Genomic DNA, 12,477 nt, shown 5'->3' with positions numbered 1-12,477 from the left:
GTCACCTCCGGCCAGGCCCTGGCCGGGGTCGTCGGACCACTGATCGAGGTGCCCGTCCTCGTCGGCCTGGTCTACGTCTCGCTCGCCCTGCGCCGGCGTCCCCGATGGACGCCCGCCACCCCCTCGCCCCAGGAGACCCGATGACCGCCGCCCGCCCCTGCGTCCTCTTCGTCTGCGTGCACAACGCCGGGCGCTCGCAGATGGCCCAGGCCTGGCTCGCGCATCTCGCCGGTGACGCCGTCGAGGTCCGCTCGGCCGGGTCCGCGCCGGGCGACGCCGTCAACCCCGCGGCAGTCGAGGCCATGCGCGAGGTCGGCATCGACATCAGCGCCGCGCAGCCGAAGGTCCTCACGCCCGAGACGGTCCGCTCCAGCGACGTCGTCGTCACCATGGGCTGCGGCGACGCCTGCCCGGTCTTCCCCGGCACGCGCTACGAGGACTGGCCGCTCGACGACCCCGCGGGTCAGGGGGTCGCGGCCGTGCGCCCGATCCGTGACGCCATCCGCGACCGGGTCGTCACCCTGCTCGACTCGCTCGGGGTCGACCGGGCCTGACCACCCGGCGGGGGCCTCGCCCCTTCGCCGGGGTTAGGTTGGCGCTCGTGCCCCGCGACCTCGCCGCCCTCGTCCACCCGTCGTGGGCGCAGGCCCTGGAGCCGGTGGCGGGCACCATCGCCGCGCTCGGCGACTTCCTGAGGGGCGAGGTCGAGGCCGGCCGCGGCTACCTGCCGAGCGGCGAGCACGTCCTGCGCGCCTTCACCATCCCGCTCGAGGACGTCCGCGTCCTCGTCGTCGGCCAGGACCCCTACCCGACCCCCGGGCACGCGATCGGGCTGTCCTTCGCCGTCGCGCCGGACGTCAGCCCCGTGCCGCGCAGCCTGGGCAACATCTACCGCGAGCTCGTCGACGACCTCGGGGTGCCGATGCCGAGCACCGGCGACCTCACCCCGTGGACCGAGCAGGGCGTCATGCTCCTCAACCGCACCCTCACCGTGCGACCGGGTGCCCCGGCCTCGCATCAGGGCAAGGGGTGGGAGGAGGTCACCGACCGCGCCATCGAGGTCCTCGCCGCCCGCGGCGGTCCGCTCGTCGCGATCCTGTGGGGCCGCGGCGCCCGCTCCCTCGCCCCCGCTCTCGGTGACGTCCCGGTCGTCGAGTCCGCCCACCCCTCGCCGCTGTCCGCCCGGAACGGCTTCTTCGGCTCCCGTCCCTTCTCGCGCACCGACGAGCTGCTCACCCGCCAGGGCGCGCAGCCGGTCGACTGGAGGCTCCCATGACCCGCACCTGGTCCAGCTACGTCGCGATCGGCGACTCCTTCAGCGAGGGGATGTCCGACCCCGACCCCAGCGTCGAGGGCTCGTACCTCGGCTGGGCCGACCGGCTCGCCGACGCGCTCGCCCAGCGGCACGAGGACGCGGCCGGCGACGCGGACCAGCCCTTCCGCTACGCGAACCTCGCCGTCCGGGGGCGCAAGCTCGACGACGTCGTCGGCCGCCAGCTCGAGGAGGCCCTGCCGATGGGCGCCGAGCTCGTCTCCGTCGTCGGCGGGGGCAACGACATCTTGCGTCCGAGCGTCGACCTCGACGCCGTCGCGGACCGGCTCGAGGACGCCGTCGCGAGGGTGCGGGCCACCGGCGCCGACGTGCTCCTCGCGACGCCGACCGACCCGGCGAAGGCGGGGCTGCTGGCCTCCCTTCGCCCCCGGCACGCGGTGCACACGGCCAACCTCTTCTCCATCGCCCAGCGGCACGGTGCCAGCGTGCTCAACCTGTGGACGATGCGCTCGCTGCGCGACTGGCGGATGTGGTCGCAGGACCGCATCCACCTCTCCCCCGAGGGTCACCGTCGGGTCGCGCTCGCCGCCCTCGACGCGCTCGGCGTCGAGACCGACCGGGCCGAGTGGGGCGCGCCGCTGCCGACCGCTCCCGTCGCACCGCGCCGCGAGCGAGTCGTCGAGAGCGGTCGCTGGGCCCGCGAGTATGCCGGCCCGTGGGTGCAGCGCCGGCTCACCGGTCGCTCCTCCGGCGACACCCGCGACGCGAAGCGTCCCGAGCTGACGCCGCTGCGGCCGGGCGAGCTGCCCTTCGGCGGCTGAGGCACCACCGTCCCGGGCACCCGGGACGGCTCGTCAGCCGCTGATGCGCCCGTCGCGGAAGTCGCGGAAGGCGGCCCGGGAGGCGTCGTCGAGACGCACGACGGACTGGCCGGCGGCGGTGCCGGTCGGCCCCTTCGCCACGGCTCGACCCACCTGGCCCGGGTCGACCCGGTAGAAGGCGGCGGCGAAGAGGAGCATCTCCTCGCCGGTGAGGTCGGACTCGGTGTGCCGGTCGACGACCGTCAGCGCGCGCGGCAGGACGGCGGGACCGGCGAGCCGGGCCTGGATCGCCGCGGCCGCGAGGAGCAGCCCCTGGTTGCGCGAGCGGTCGAAGTCCCCGCCCGGCAGGCTCTTGCGCTCACGCGACCACGCGAGCGCCTGCCGGCCGCTGAGCCGGCGCGCCCCCTTCGCGATCGTGCCGCCGCTGAGGTGGCTGTCCATGCTGAAGGGCGCCCGGAAGCTCAGGCCGCCGAGGTCGTCGACGACACCCTCGAACCCCTCGAAGCCGGTGAGCACGTAGCCGGTCGGGGTGATGCCGGTGAGGCGGCGCACCGTGTCGACCTGTCCCTGGGGGCCTGCGTAGACGAGGGCGGAGTTGAGCTTGCCCTCGCCGTGGCCGGGGATCGGGACCCACAGGTCGCGGGCGAAGCCCATGAGACCGGCGCCCCCGGTGCCGTCGACGCCGAGCAGCTGCAGGGCGTCGGCCCGGGTGCGCGCGGGGTCCTCGCCGGGGCGGGCATCGGAGCCGATGAGCAGGACGTGCCCGCGGCCGCCGAGCCGGGTCTTGCCCTTCGTCGGGCCGAGCGAGGGCCACCAGCCACCGACGACCTTCCACCCCTGGCGTCCCCTCGGGCGCACGGCGAGGGTGACGTCGCCGTCCTGGTCGCCGCTGCCGGTGACCACGGCGACGTCGTCACCGCGCCAGCGGCCCCGCTCGGCCGAGCCGGTCACGGCCGACCCGTAGCGGGCGGTGACGGCGTCGCGCAGGCCCGCCGGGGCCTTGGAGATCCGGGAGGTGGGCGTGGACCTCGAGGCCGAGGCGGCGGCGGACGAAGGGGTGGCCGAGGACGTCGTCGACGGGGTCGCCGAGGCCCTGGGCTCGTCCGCGGAACCGGTGCAGGCGGCCAGGGCGAGGGCGCTCATCGCGGCGGTGAGCGTCACGGGCAGGGCTGAGGTGCGCACGTCCCCATGGCACCACACGGGGCTGGGTGGTCGCGAGGCTCGCTCGTCTACGCTGCGAGACATGCCCGCAACCCGGCTCATGCCCACGGAGATCGGTGACGACCTCATCGAGATGACCCGCACGATCTGCGACCGGGTGCTGCGCCCGGCCGTCGACGAGACCGAGCGCGCCGCGGAGGGCGGTGAGGTCTTCCCGCGCGAGGTCTTCGCCGAGCTCGGCGAGGCCGGTCTGCTCTCGCTGCCCTACCCCGAGGAGCTCGGCGGCGGCGGCCAGGCCTACGAGGTGTACCTCCAGGTCGTCGAGGAGATCGCGTCGGTGTGGATGTCGGTGGCCGTCGGCACCTCCGTGCACGGGCTCACCTGCTACCCGGTGGCGGCCTTCGGCACCCCGGAGCAGCAGCAGCGGATGCTCCCGGAGATGCTCTCCGGCGCTCAGCTCGGCGCCTACGCGCTCTCCGAGCCCCTCGCGGGCTCCGACGTCGGCTCGATGACGACCCGGGCGACGCGCACCGACGACGGCTGGGTCGTCCGGGGCCGCAAGGCGTGGATCAGCCACGCCGGGCACGCCGACTTCTACACGACCTTCGCCCGGACGAGCGACGACGGCGGTCGGGGCATCACGTGCTTCGTCGTGCCCGCGGACGCGCCCGGCCTGACCTTCGGCACCCCCGAGCGCAAGATGGGCCTGCACGGCGACACCGTCCGCGAGGTCTACTACGAGGACGTGCCGGTCGCCGACGACCACCGGGTGGGCGAGATCGGCCAGGGCATGACGATCGCCCTGTCCGCCCTCGACGCCGGCCGCCTCGGCATCGCCGCCGCCTCGACCGGTCTGGCCCAGGGCGCCCTCGACGCCGCCGCCCGCTACGCGGCCGAGCGCCAGCAGTTCGGCCGGAGCATCGCCGACAACCAGGGCCTGGCCTTCCTCCTCGCCGACATGGAGGCCGCGGTCACCTCGGCCCGGGCGACCTACCTCCACGCCGCACGGCTGCGCGACGCCGGGCGCGCCTTCGGCCGCCAGGCCGCGGTGGCCAAGCTCGTCGCGACCGATGCCGCGATGCGCGTGACGACCGACGCGATCCAGGTGCTCGGCGGCGCCGGCTACACCGCCGACTTCCCTGTCGAGCGCTACTTCCGAGAGGCGAAGGTGACGCAGATCTTCGAGGGGACCAACCAGATCCAGCGTCTCGTCATCTCGCGGGACCTGCTGCGCTCGGTGCGCTGAGGCGCGCGCCGGCGCAGGCACCGGCCGGCGAGCCGGTCAGGGCTCGACGTGCTCGCGCTCCCAGCGCCGCACGATCTCGGCGGTCTCGGCCGGGATCTCGAGCATCGGCACGTGCCCGACGCCGCTGAGCTCCTCGTAGGTGATGTCCGTGGCGACCTTCGCCGCCCAGCGGGCGGCGGAGACGTCGACGAGCCGGTCCTCGGTGCCGTGCACGAGGAGCACCGGCACCGACATCCGGCGCAGCCGCTCGGCGACGACGCGGTGACGCCCGAGGGCGGCGATCATCGTGCGTCCCGCCTCGGTCTGCGCGCGGGCCAGCTCGGTGAAGCCGCGCTGGCTGCGCGCCATGACGACGTGGGCGTCGAGCGCGGCGCGGTCCATCCGGCTCCAGTCGCCGACGCACATCCGCAGCGAGCGCTCGACCTCCTCCTCGAGGGTGATCGGCGTGCCGCGGCGTGTGCGCACCGCGCGGCTCAGGGCGGGCCGCACGAGGGTGGCGAGGGTGCGCGCCTGCACGTGGGGACGGCTGCGCGGAGCCGGCAGCGCCGGGTTGAGCAGGACGACCCCGGCGATCCCGCGCTCGTCCCGCGAGGCGACGAGGGTGACGACGAGCCCGCCCATCGAGTTGCCGACGAGGAGGACCTCGTCGGCGCCGGTGCGCGGCAGGACGACCTCGTCGACGAAGCGGCGCACGAGTTGGGCGTTGGACCCGACGCTCGGGGCGTGCACGTCGGCGCGGGTCAGCCCGTGACCGCCGAGGTCGACGGCGTAGACGTCGCGCTCGCGGCGCAGCTCGTCGGCGAGCAGGACCCAGTTCGTCACGTGCCCCCCGAGCCCGTGCACGAGGACGGCCGGGGTGGCGCTCGCCCCCTCCGGACCGGCGAAGACGGCCATGTGCGCGTCGCCGTCGAGGTCGACGGTCTCGAGCCGGCCGCCCCAGCGGTCGACGGCGGCCTCGAGGGGCGTGCGCTCAGCAGGGGTCATGAGCACAGAGTCTCTCCCGCGAGCCCCCTGGTCCGGTCAGCGGGGTGGTGGTCGTCTGGCTCACTATGCTCGCGGCCATGCGCATCACGGACACCACCGTCGCCCTGGTCACCGGCGGGGCCTCGGGCCTCGGCGAGGCCACGACCCGCCACCTCCACGACCTGGGGGCCGCCGTCGTCATCGCCGATCTCGCCTCGAGCCCCGGCGAGCAGCTCGCCGCAGAGCTCGGGGAGCGAGCCCGCTTCGTCGCCACCGACGTGCGCGACGAGGGCCAGGTCCTCGCCGCCGTCGCGGCCGCCTCCGAGCTCGGCGAGCTGCGCATCGCGGTCACCTGCGCCGGGATCGGCACGCCCGGCCGGGTCGTCGGCCGCAAGGGCCCGCTCGCCCTCGAGACCTTCCGCCAGGTGATCGAGGTCAACCTCGTCGGCACCTTCAACGTCCTGCGCCTCGCCGCCGCCGTGATGGCCGAGCTCGAGCCGGTCGACGGCGACCGGGGCGTCGTCGTCATGACCGCCTCCATCGCCGCCTACGACGGGCAGGTCGGCCAGGCCGCCTACGCCTCCTCGAAGGGGGGCGTCGTCGGGCTCACGCTCTCCGCGGCCCGCGACCTGGCCGACAAGGCCGTCCGCGTCACGACGATCGCGCCGGGGACCTTCGCCACCCCGATGCTGGCGGGTCTGCCCGCCGAGGCGACCGCCGTCCTCGAGGCGCAGGTGCCGCACCCCTCGCGCCTCGGCCAGCCGGCGGAGTACGCGAAGCTCGTCGCCCACGTCGTCGACAACTCGATGCTCAACGGCGAGGTCATCCGCCTCGACGGCGCGCTGCGGATGCCCCCGCGCTGACATTTGTCCTGTCTCCTTGACACAAGGTGACCGACGGGTGGATCCTCTGCTTGTCGCAGTTGCTTGATACAAGGAGTGGTCATGGCCGGTCTGCTCGTCCTCCCCCTCGCCCTGCTGGCGCTCGTCGCCGGGGTCGTCGTGGCCGTCCTGCGGCGCCAGTCCCTCGTCGTGCCGCCCGAGGCTCACGACGAGGTCGCGCGGACCCACCGCCGGCTCGTGCTCCTGCGTCTCGGGGCGCTCGTCGCGGCCGCGGTCACCGGTGTCGCCGTGACCTCCGGTGCCGGCGGCGGCCTGGGCGGCCCCGGTCAGGTCGCCTCGGCCGGGCCCGCCCTCGCCGCACTGGTCTTCCTCGCTGGCTGCTGCCTCGCGGAGCTCACGGTGCGCCGGGCCGCGACCCGGGTCCGCACGGCGAGCCTCGCGCCGCGCTCGGTGCTCGAGGTGCTCCCGCGGGCGCATGCCCGGACCGCCGCCGTGGCGCTGGGGGCCGTCGCGGCGACTCTCGCCCTCGGGACCGCCCTGGGCGACGCGGACGACCTCGGACGGGCCGGTCGCTCGCTGGCGACCCGGTGCGTCGATGCCTCGGGGCTGGAGGTCTCGCACCTGCGCGGGCCCTGGCCCGGGTCGTTCTACGCCCTCCCCGTCGCCGCAGCGCTCACCCTGGCAGCCCTGCTCGCCGCGGTCACGCTCGTCGTCGTGGCGCGGCGGCCGGTGGTCTCGCAGGACCGCGCCCTCGACGCCGCGATGCGACGTTGGTCGGCACGAGACGTCCTCCTCGGCCTGACGCTCGCGTCCTGCGTGACCCTCGTGCCGGTCCTTGTCCTCATGACCGCCGGCCTGGCGGGGGCGAGCTGCCGGCCGACGGGCTACGGCGCACTGGCGCTGCTGTGCGGGGCCCTCGCTCTCGCCGCGTGCTTCGGCACGGCCTGGGCGGCGAGCAGCCTGCTCGTCCGACCGGCCCTCGTCGCGATGCCCACCGCGCAGCCGAGAGAGGTGGCCGGCCGATGAGCGAGGTGAGCGTCGACGTCGCGGATCCGACTCCTCCCTTCGAGCAGGTCCGTCGCCAGCTCGCGGCACTCATCGAGACCGGTCAGATCCCGCATGACGAGCGGTTGCCGTCCGTCCGCCAGCTCGCCGGCGACCTCGGTCTGGCGACCGGCACGGTGGCCCGCGCCTACAAGGAGCTGGAGGCCGCCGGGCTGGTGCAGACGCGCCGCGGCGGGGGCACCCGGGCCTGGCACCCGGTGAGCGGCGGAGCGGAGGCGCGCCTGCGACGCTCGGCCGCGGTCTTCGTCGCCGAGATCGCCGCCCTCGGGGTGACACCGCACCAGGCACGAGCAGCCGTGGACGACGCCTTCGCCGCCCTGCGGGACGAGCCCGGCCCCGCATCGGCCCGCGCTACGGCGCAGTAGTGGTCGCGATCGCGACCAGTACTGCGCCGTAGCGCGTCAGCGCGGGAGCCAGGTCGCGACGAGGTAGCCGACGCCGTACGGCGCCTCGTCGAGCACGACGTCGCCGCGCAGCGCGGTCGCGTCGGCGGCACCGCCGAGGACCTGCAGGGCGGGCCGGCCCCGGCACCACAAGGCGTCCGCGAGGTGGGGGTCGACGGCGAGCAGGGCCGGGCCGTCGACGGCTGCCAGCGCCCGCGAGAGCTCCGCGTCGAAGGCCTCGCTGCGCTCGTCGAGGTGACCCGGAGCCTTGAGGGTCCGGGTCGCGGAGCCGTCGCCGACGACGACGAGCACCGTCGGGGCGTCCGCGACGATCCGGGCGCCGAGGGTCGCGCACTCCGCCGGCGCCGCGTCGTCGGCCACGCTGACCAGACGCACCCGCTCGTACGCGCCGAGTCCGTCGAGCAGCTCGCGCCCGATCTCCAGCCCCGTCGGCAGGGCGTCGGGCATGACCCGGCCGTGCGTGTACCGAGGCGCCCCGGTCGGCGCGTCGAGCGGCCACTCCTGGCGCACCGGGCGGCGGGCGTCTCCCCCTTCGCGATGGGTCGCGGACGCGACGACGACGACCCATGCGCCCGGTGCCGCGGCGAGGGCCTCGGCGACAGCATCGCGCGCGGTCGAGCGAAGGGGGCCGAGCGGGTCGACCGAGCCGCCGAGACCGGGCAGCAGAGCGGGGGCGGCGGGGACGACGACCGCGGAGGCGAGGCTCATGCCAGACCTCGCGTCGTGCGGGCCGGCGGGCGCTCGCCGCGCAGGGTGGCGACCATGTCGAGGACCTGACGCGTCTCGGCGACCTCGTGCACCCGGTAGACGCGCGCACCGAGCCAGGCGGAGACAGCGGTCGTCGCGAGCGTGCCGACGACCCGCTCGTCGACGGGCCGGTCGAGGGTCTCGCCGACGAAGTCCTTGTTCGACAGCGAGACCAGGACGGGCCACCCGGTCTCGACCATCTCGTCGAGGCGGCGGGTCACCTCGAGCGTGTGGTGGGTGTTCTTGCCGAAGTCGTGCGCCGGGTCGACGAGCACCGACTCGCGGTGGACGCCCGCGGCCACCGCGCGGTGGGCGTAGTCGAGGACGCCGTCGAGGACGTGGCGCACGACGTCGCCGTCGTAGCCGGTGCGGAAGGGGCGGGTGCGCACGGCGGCACCGCCCGTGTGCGTGCACACGACGGCCGCGCCGTGCTCGGCGGCGACGTCGAGCAGCAGCGGGTCCACCCCGCCCCACGCGTCGTTGAGCACGTCGGCGCCGACGGCGCACACCTCGCGGGCGACCTCGTGGCGCCACGTGTCGACGCTGATGACGAGGTCGGGGTGCCGATCGCGCACGGCGGCGACGAAGCCGACGACCCGGTCGACCTCCTCGGCGACCGACACCTCACCGCCCGGCGCCGCCTTGACCCCGCCGATGTCGACGAGATCCGCGCCCTGCGCGACGACGGCGTCGACCCGGGCCATCGCCGTGTCGTCGGCGAAGGTCGCCCCCCGGTCGTAGAAGGAGTCGGGCGTGCGGTTGACGATCGCCATGACGAGCAGATCGGTGTCGGCGAAGGTACGCCGCCCCAGGCGCAGGCTCATCGGGGTCCTCCTCCGCCCGAGGTCGCCCCGGGCACGTCGGCGGCCGGTGGCCGCACGGCGAGCGGCACCGGCCGCTCCCGCCAGCCCTCGGCCCGGGTGTGCTGCTGGAGGACCGCGGCACGCGGCGCCCCCGCGTCGCCGTCGCACCGCGAGCGGGCGACGGCGAGCAGCTCGGCGGCCATGACGGCCAGGTCGTGGTCCTGCTGGTGCTCGTGGGCGCGGACGCCGAGGTCGACCTGGGCGATCGCGTCGAGGCCGTACCGCGCGTAGGTGTCGAGCAGGGTCGCGATCTCGACGCCGTAGCCGGTCGGCACGGCGAGCGAGCTCATGAGCTCGCGGCGCGCCGCCCACTCCCCCGCGAGCGGCTGGATGACGCCGGCCAGCTCGGGCCACCACAGGTCGAGCAGGGGCCGGGCGACGAGCTCGGTGACCCGCCCGCCCTGGGTGCTCGCGGCCTCGCCGTCGCGGTCGAGCACCCGGTCGTAGTAGCCCTTGACGAGCTGGGTCTGCGGGTGGGCGAGCAGCGGTCCGAGCAGCCCGGTGACGAAGTGGGTGCCCCACAGCCGGAGGTCGGCGTCGACGAAGACGAGGAGGTCGCCGCTGGTGACGAAGAGCGACTTCCACAGCGCCTCGCCCTTGCCGGGGTGGGTGCCGAGGTCGGGGCGGATCTCGGCGCTCGCGTGGACGACCGCGCCCGCGGCCCGCGCGATCTCGGCGGTGCCGTCGCGGGAGTCGGAGTCGACGACGACGAGCTCGTCGACGAGCGGGTGCCCGTGGTCGCGCGCGGCCCGCTCGACGAGCTCGGCGCGGATCCCGCCGACGACGTCGGCCACGGTGGCGGCCTCGTCCTTCGCGGGGACGACGACGCTCACCCGGGTGCCGCCGGCGACCTTGCGGGCGACGAGATCGGCGAGCGGCCAGTCCTCGTGGCTCGAGCTGCGCGCGTCGAGCCAGGCGAGGGTCTCCGCGCGCATGCCGTCTCCGTCCGTCAGCCGGGGCGACCCGGCGGTCGTCCCGGGCCGACGCTAGCCGACGCCTCCTCCCCCTTCGCCGGGAGATGCCTGACGGCTCCCCGGGAGATCTCCCGGGGAGCCGTCAGGGTGCGGCGCGGTCAGCGCAGGAAGCCGTCGCCGACGACCCGGCCCCACCACCGGCCGATGCCGAGGGTGTCACCGCTGAAGGTGTAGGCCAGGGCGAGCAGCGCGAGCGCCTCGACCCAGTGGCTGTCGACGAGCGGGTTGGTGAAGCCGGCATCCGGACGGCCGATCGGCAGCTCGGCGAGGTACATGAGGCCGAGGAGGACGACACCCGCCCAGGCGGCGACCTTCATGCCCGCGCCGAGCAGGACCGCGACGCCGATGCCGAGCAGACCGGCCATGAAGAGCCAGTCCCAGACCCCGCCGGCGAAGCCGGCGAAGACGTCGCCGAGGGGGCCCTCGGTGACCGCGGGGTTCTTCGTGAGGAAGCCCGTCGTCGGCGAGCCGCCGTCGAGCCAGCCGGCGCCGGCCGGGGTCGTGTAGCCGAAGCCGAAGAGCTTGTCGACGAAGGCCCAGAGGAAGGTGAAGCCGAGGACGACGCGCAGCGCGCCCATGACGTACCGGGCGATCGGCGAGCGGACGACGTCCTCGTGGTGGGTGACCTGCGCACCGGTGGTGCGGCGGGCGTCCTGTGTGGCGGTCATGGTGTCCTCCTGATCGGGAACCGAGTCCGGCAGGATCCCTTCCTGCTGGCACTACCCAATGTAGTACTACGCGATGTCGTAGACAACTCCCCCGGATGTGACGCACGCCGCCTCCCGCGGACGGGAGACGGCGTGGGCACGGGCGAAGGGGGTCAGCGCAGGGCCTGCGCGAAGGCCTCCTCGAGGATGTCGAGCCCCTCGGCGAGGAGGTCGTCGCCGATGGTGAGCGGGGGCAGGAAGCGGAAGACGTTGCCGTAGGTGCCGCAGGTGAGGGTGACGAGACCGCGCTCGTGGCACGCGGCGTTGACCGCGGCGGCCAGCTGGGGCGCCGGCGTCTTGAGGTCGAGGTCCGACACGAGCTCGATCGCGATCATCGCGCCCCGGCCGCGGACCTCGCCGATGACGCCCGTCGAGTCGGCGAGCGCCTGCAGGCGCGGGACGAGGACCGCCTCGATCTCGCGGGCGCGCCCGGCGAGGTCCTCCTCGCGCATCGTCTCGATGCTCGCGAGGGCCGCCGCGCAGGCGACGGGGTTGCCCCCGTAGGTGCCGCCGAGACCGCCGCCGTGCACGGCGTCCATGAGCTCGGCGCGCCCGGTGACCGCCGCGAGCGGCATGCCGCCGGCGATGCCCTTCGCCGTCGTCATGAGGTCGGGCACGACGCCCTCGTGGTCGCTGGCGAACCAGTCACCGGTGCGGCAGAAGCCCGACTGCACCTCGTCGGCGACGAAGAGGATGCCGTGCTCGCGGCACCAGTCGGCCACCCGCTTGGTCCACCCGGCGGGCGGGACGATGAATCCCCCTTCGCCCTGGATCGGCTCGAGGATGACGGCTGCGCAGTTCTGCTCGCCGACCTGCGCGTGGACCATCGAGGTGAAGGCGTCGAAGGCCTCGTCGGCGCACTGCTTCTCGCCGGTGAGCCAGCGGTAGGGGTAGGCCATCGGTGCGCGGTAGACCTCGCCGGCGAAGGGGCCAAAGCCGTCCTTGTACGGCATGTTCTTCGCCGTGAGCGCCATCGTGAGGTTGGTGCGGCCGTGGTAGCCGTGGTCGAAGGCGATGACCGCGCTGCGGCCGGTCGCGTGCCGCGCGATCTTCACGGCGTTCTCGACCGCCTCGGCGCCGGAGTTGAAGAGCGCGGACTTCTTCGCGTGGTCGCCGGGAGTGACCTCGGCGAGCGCCTCGCACACCTCGAGGTACTCCTCGTACGGGGTGACCATGAAGCACGTGTGGGTGAAGTCCTGCACCTGCGCGGTCACGGCGTCCATGACGCGCTGGTTGCGGTTGCCCACGCTCGTCACGGCGATGCCGGAGCCGAAGTCGATGAGCTGGTTGCCGTCGACGTCACGCACGATGCCGCCCTCGGCGGCCTCGACGTAGACCGGCAGGCCGGTGCCGACCCCGTCGGCGACGGCGGCGAGCTTGCGCTGCTGCATCTGGACCGACCGCGGGCCGG

At 74.9% G+C, this 12,477-nt stretch carries 14 protein-coding genes and 1 pseudogene; 8 read left to right on the top strand and 7 right to left on the bottom strand.

All coding sequences use genetic code 11. From position 1 onward, the window contains the following. The 4 genes and pseudogenes from ABIB53_RS13060 to ABIB53_RS13045 form a co-directional block, all read left to right on the top strand. Positions 1-144, top strand: a pseudogene (locus tag ABIB53_RS13060) (ACR3 family arsenite efflux transporter); the annotation flags it as partial. Next, positions 141-554: an arsenate reductase ArsC gene (locus tag ABIB53_RS13055; protein ID WP_354588465.1), complete on the top strand. Its 414-nt coding sequence runs from the start codon at positions 141-143 to the stop codon at positions 552-554. The pseudogene ABIB53_RS13060 and the gene ABIB53_RS13055, both read left to right, overlap by 4 nt. 47 nt (positions 555-601) lie before the next feature. Continuing rightward, positions 602-1,276 (top strand): uracil-DNA glycosylase, encoded by a 675-nt coding sequence (locus ABIB53_RS13050; protein WP_354588464.1) that lies wholly within the window; start codon positions 602-604, stop codon positions 1,274-1,276. Next, on the top strand, positions 1,273-2,094 hold the full coding sequence (locus ABIB53_RS13045; RefSeq protein WP_354588463.1) for an SGNH/GDSL hydrolase family protein: 822 nt from the start codon (positions 1,273-1,275) through the stop codon (positions 2,092-2,094). Before ABIB53_RS13050 ends, ABIB53_RS13045 begins: the two co-directional genes overlap by 4 nt. Positions 2,095-2,127: 33 nt before the next feature. Here ABIB53_RS13045 and ABIB53_RS13040 read toward each other — a convergent pair whose 3' ends face one another. Then, positions 2,128-3,276, bottom strand: a complete 1,149-nt coding sequence (locus ABIB53_RS13040) for an LCP family protein (protein WP_354588462.1) — start codon at positions 3,274-3,276, stop codon at positions 2,128-2,130. Between the two features lie 61 nt (positions 3,277-3,337). On the opposite strand from ABIB53_RS13040, the gene ABIB53_RS13035 reads away from it, so the two are divergent. Next, entirely contained in the window at positions 3,338-4,501 is a 1,164-nt protein-coding gene (locus ABIB53_RS13035) for an acyl-CoA dehydrogenase family protein (protein ID WP_354588461.1), read from the top strand. A 36-nt stretch (positions 4,502-4,537) separates the two neighbouring features. On the opposite strand, the gene ABIB53_RS13030 is transcribed toward ABIB53_RS13035, so the two are convergent. Beyond that, entirely contained in the window at positions 4,538-5,485 is a 948-nt protein-coding gene (locus ABIB53_RS13030; protein ID WP_354588460.1) for an alpha/beta fold hydrolase, read from the bottom strand. A gap of 77 nt (positions 5,486-5,562) precedes the next feature. On the opposite strand from ABIB53_RS13030, the gene ABIB53_RS13025 reads away from it, so the two are divergent. From ABIB53_RS13025 to ABIB53_RS13015, 3 genes are all read left to right on the top strand, one after another. After that, positions 5,563-6,327 carry an SDR family NAD(P)-dependent oxidoreductase gene (locus ABIB53_RS13025; protein ID WP_354588459.1) on the top strand — a complete coding sequence of 255 codons (765 nt, stop codon included), beginning with the start codon at positions 5,563-5,565 and terminating at the stop codon, positions 6,325-6,327. An 81-nt stretch (positions 6,328-6,408) separates the two neighbouring features. Next, the gene (locus ABIB53_RS13020) at positions 6,409-7,332 is read left to right on the top strand and encodes a hypothetical protein (RefSeq protein WP_354588458.1); all 924 of its coding nucleotides are present in this window, start codon (positions 6,409-6,411) and stop codon (positions 7,330-7,332) included. Continuing rightward, a complete protein-coding gene (locus tag ABIB53_RS13015) occupies positions 7,329-7,736 on the top strand; it encodes a GntR family transcriptional regulator (RefSeq protein WP_123093517.1) in 408 nt (135 codons plus the stop codon). Before ABIB53_RS13020 ends, ABIB53_RS13015 begins: the two co-directional genes overlap by 4 nt. A gap of 36 nt (positions 7,737-7,772) precedes the next feature. Here the strand turns inward: ABIB53_RS13015 and ABIB53_RS13010 are convergent, their stop codons facing one another. The 5 genes from ABIB53_RS13010 to gabT all read right to left on the bottom strand — a co-directional run bounded on the left by ABIB53_RS13010 (position 7,773) and on the right by gabT (position 12,457). Beyond that, positions 7,773-8,483 carry a class III extradiol ring-cleavage dioxygenase family protein gene (locus ABIB53_RS13010; RefSeq protein ID WP_354588457.1) on the bottom strand — a complete coding sequence of 237 codons (711 nt, stop codon included), beginning with the start codon at positions 8,481-8,483 and terminating at the stop codon, positions 7,773-7,775. Continuing rightward, positions 8,480-9,346: a dihydropteroate synthase gene (gene folP / locus ABIB53_RS13005; RefSeq protein WP_354588456.1), complete on the bottom strand. Its 867-nt coding sequence runs from the start codon at positions 9,344-9,346 to the stop codon at positions 8,480-8,482. Before folP ends, ABIB53_RS13010 begins: the two co-directional genes overlap by 4 nt. Further along, positions 9,343-10,320: a glucosyl-3-phosphoglycerate synthase gene (locus tag ABIB53_RS13000; protein WP_354588455.1), complete on the bottom strand. Its 978-nt coding sequence runs from the start codon at positions 10,318-10,320 to the stop codon at positions 9,343-9,345. The genes folP and ABIB53_RS13000 overlap by 4 nt, the downstream gene beginning before the upstream one ends. Positions 10,321-10,457: 137 nt before the next feature. After that, entirely contained in the window at positions 10,458-11,027 is a 570-nt protein-coding gene (locus ABIB53_RS12995; RefSeq protein WP_123093521.1) for a DoxX family protein, read from the bottom strand. 152 nt (positions 11,028-11,179) lie between these two features. Further along, positions 11,180-12,457, bottom strand: coding sequence for a 4-aminobutyrate--2-oxoglutarate transaminase (gene gabT / locus ABIB53_RS12990; protein WP_354588471.1), 1,278 nt, complete (start codon positions 12,455-12,457; stop codon positions 11,180-11,182). Positions 12,458-12,477: the final 20 nt, after the last annotated feature.

Origin of the sequence: Janibacter sp. UYMM211 (genome assembly GCF_040547045.1) — a bacterium.
Taxonomy (GTDB): Bacteria; Actinomycetota; Actinomycetes; order Actinomycetales; family Dermatophilaceae; genus Marihabitans; species Marihabitans melonis.
The sequence above is the reverse complement of the archived record's forward strand: the minus strand, read 5'-3'. Positions and strand labels throughout refer to the sequence as shown.

What these genes read in the sequence shown, in the direction of transcription:
- ABIB53_RS13055 (WP_354588465.1), top strand. Translation starts at nt 141, where the DNA reads ATGACCGCCGCCCGCCCCTGCGTCCTCTTCGTCTGCGTGCACAACGCC.
- ABIB53_RS13045 (WP_354588463.1), top strand. Translation starts at nt 1,273, where the DNA reads ATGACCCGCACCTGGTCCAGCTACGTCGCGATCGGCGACTCCTTCAGC.
- ABIB53_RS13035 (WP_354588461.1), top strand. Translation starts at nt 3,338, where the DNA reads ATGCCCGCAACCCGGCTCATGCCCACGGAGATCGGTGACGACCTCATC.
- ABIB53_RS13030 (WP_354588460.1), bottom strand. Translation starts at nt 5,485, where the DNA reads ATGACCCCTGCTGAGCGCACGCCCCTCGAGGCCGCCGTCGACCGCTGG.
- ABIB53_RS13025 (WP_354588459.1), top strand. Translation starts at nt 5,563, where the DNA reads ATGCGCATCACGGACACCACCGTCGCCCTGGTCACCGGCGGGGCCTCG.
- ABIB53_RS13020 (WP_354588458.1), top strand. Translation starts at nt 6,409, where the DNA reads ATGGCCGGTCTGCTCGTCCTCCCCCTCGCCCTGCTGGCGCTCGTCGCC.
- ABIB53_RS13015 (WP_123093517.1), top strand. Translation starts at nt 7,329, where the DNA reads ATGAGCGAGGTGAGCGTCGACGTCGCGGATCCGACTCCTCCCTTCGAG.
- ABIB53_RS13010 (WP_354588457.1), bottom strand. Translation starts at nt 8,483, where the DNA reads ATGAGCCTCGCCTCCGCGGTCGTCGTCCCCGCCGCCCCCGCTCTGCTG.
- folP (WP_354588456.1), bottom strand. Translation starts at nt 9,346, where the DNA reads ATGAGCCTGCGCCTGGGGCGGCGTACCTTCGCCGACACCGATCTGCTC.
- ABIB53_RS13000 (WP_354588455.1), bottom strand. Translation starts at nt 10,320, where the DNA reads ATGCGCGCGGAGACCCTCGCCTGGCTCGACGCGCGCAGCTCGAGCCAC.
- ABIB53_RS12995 (WP_123093521.1), bottom strand. Translation starts at nt 11,027, where the DNA reads ATGACCGCCACACAGGACGCCCGCCGCACCACCGGTGCGCAGGTCACC.
- gabT (WP_354588471.1), bottom strand. Translation starts at nt 12,457, where the DNA reads ATGCAGCAGCGCAAGCTCGCCGCCGTCGCCGACGGGGTCGGCACCGGC.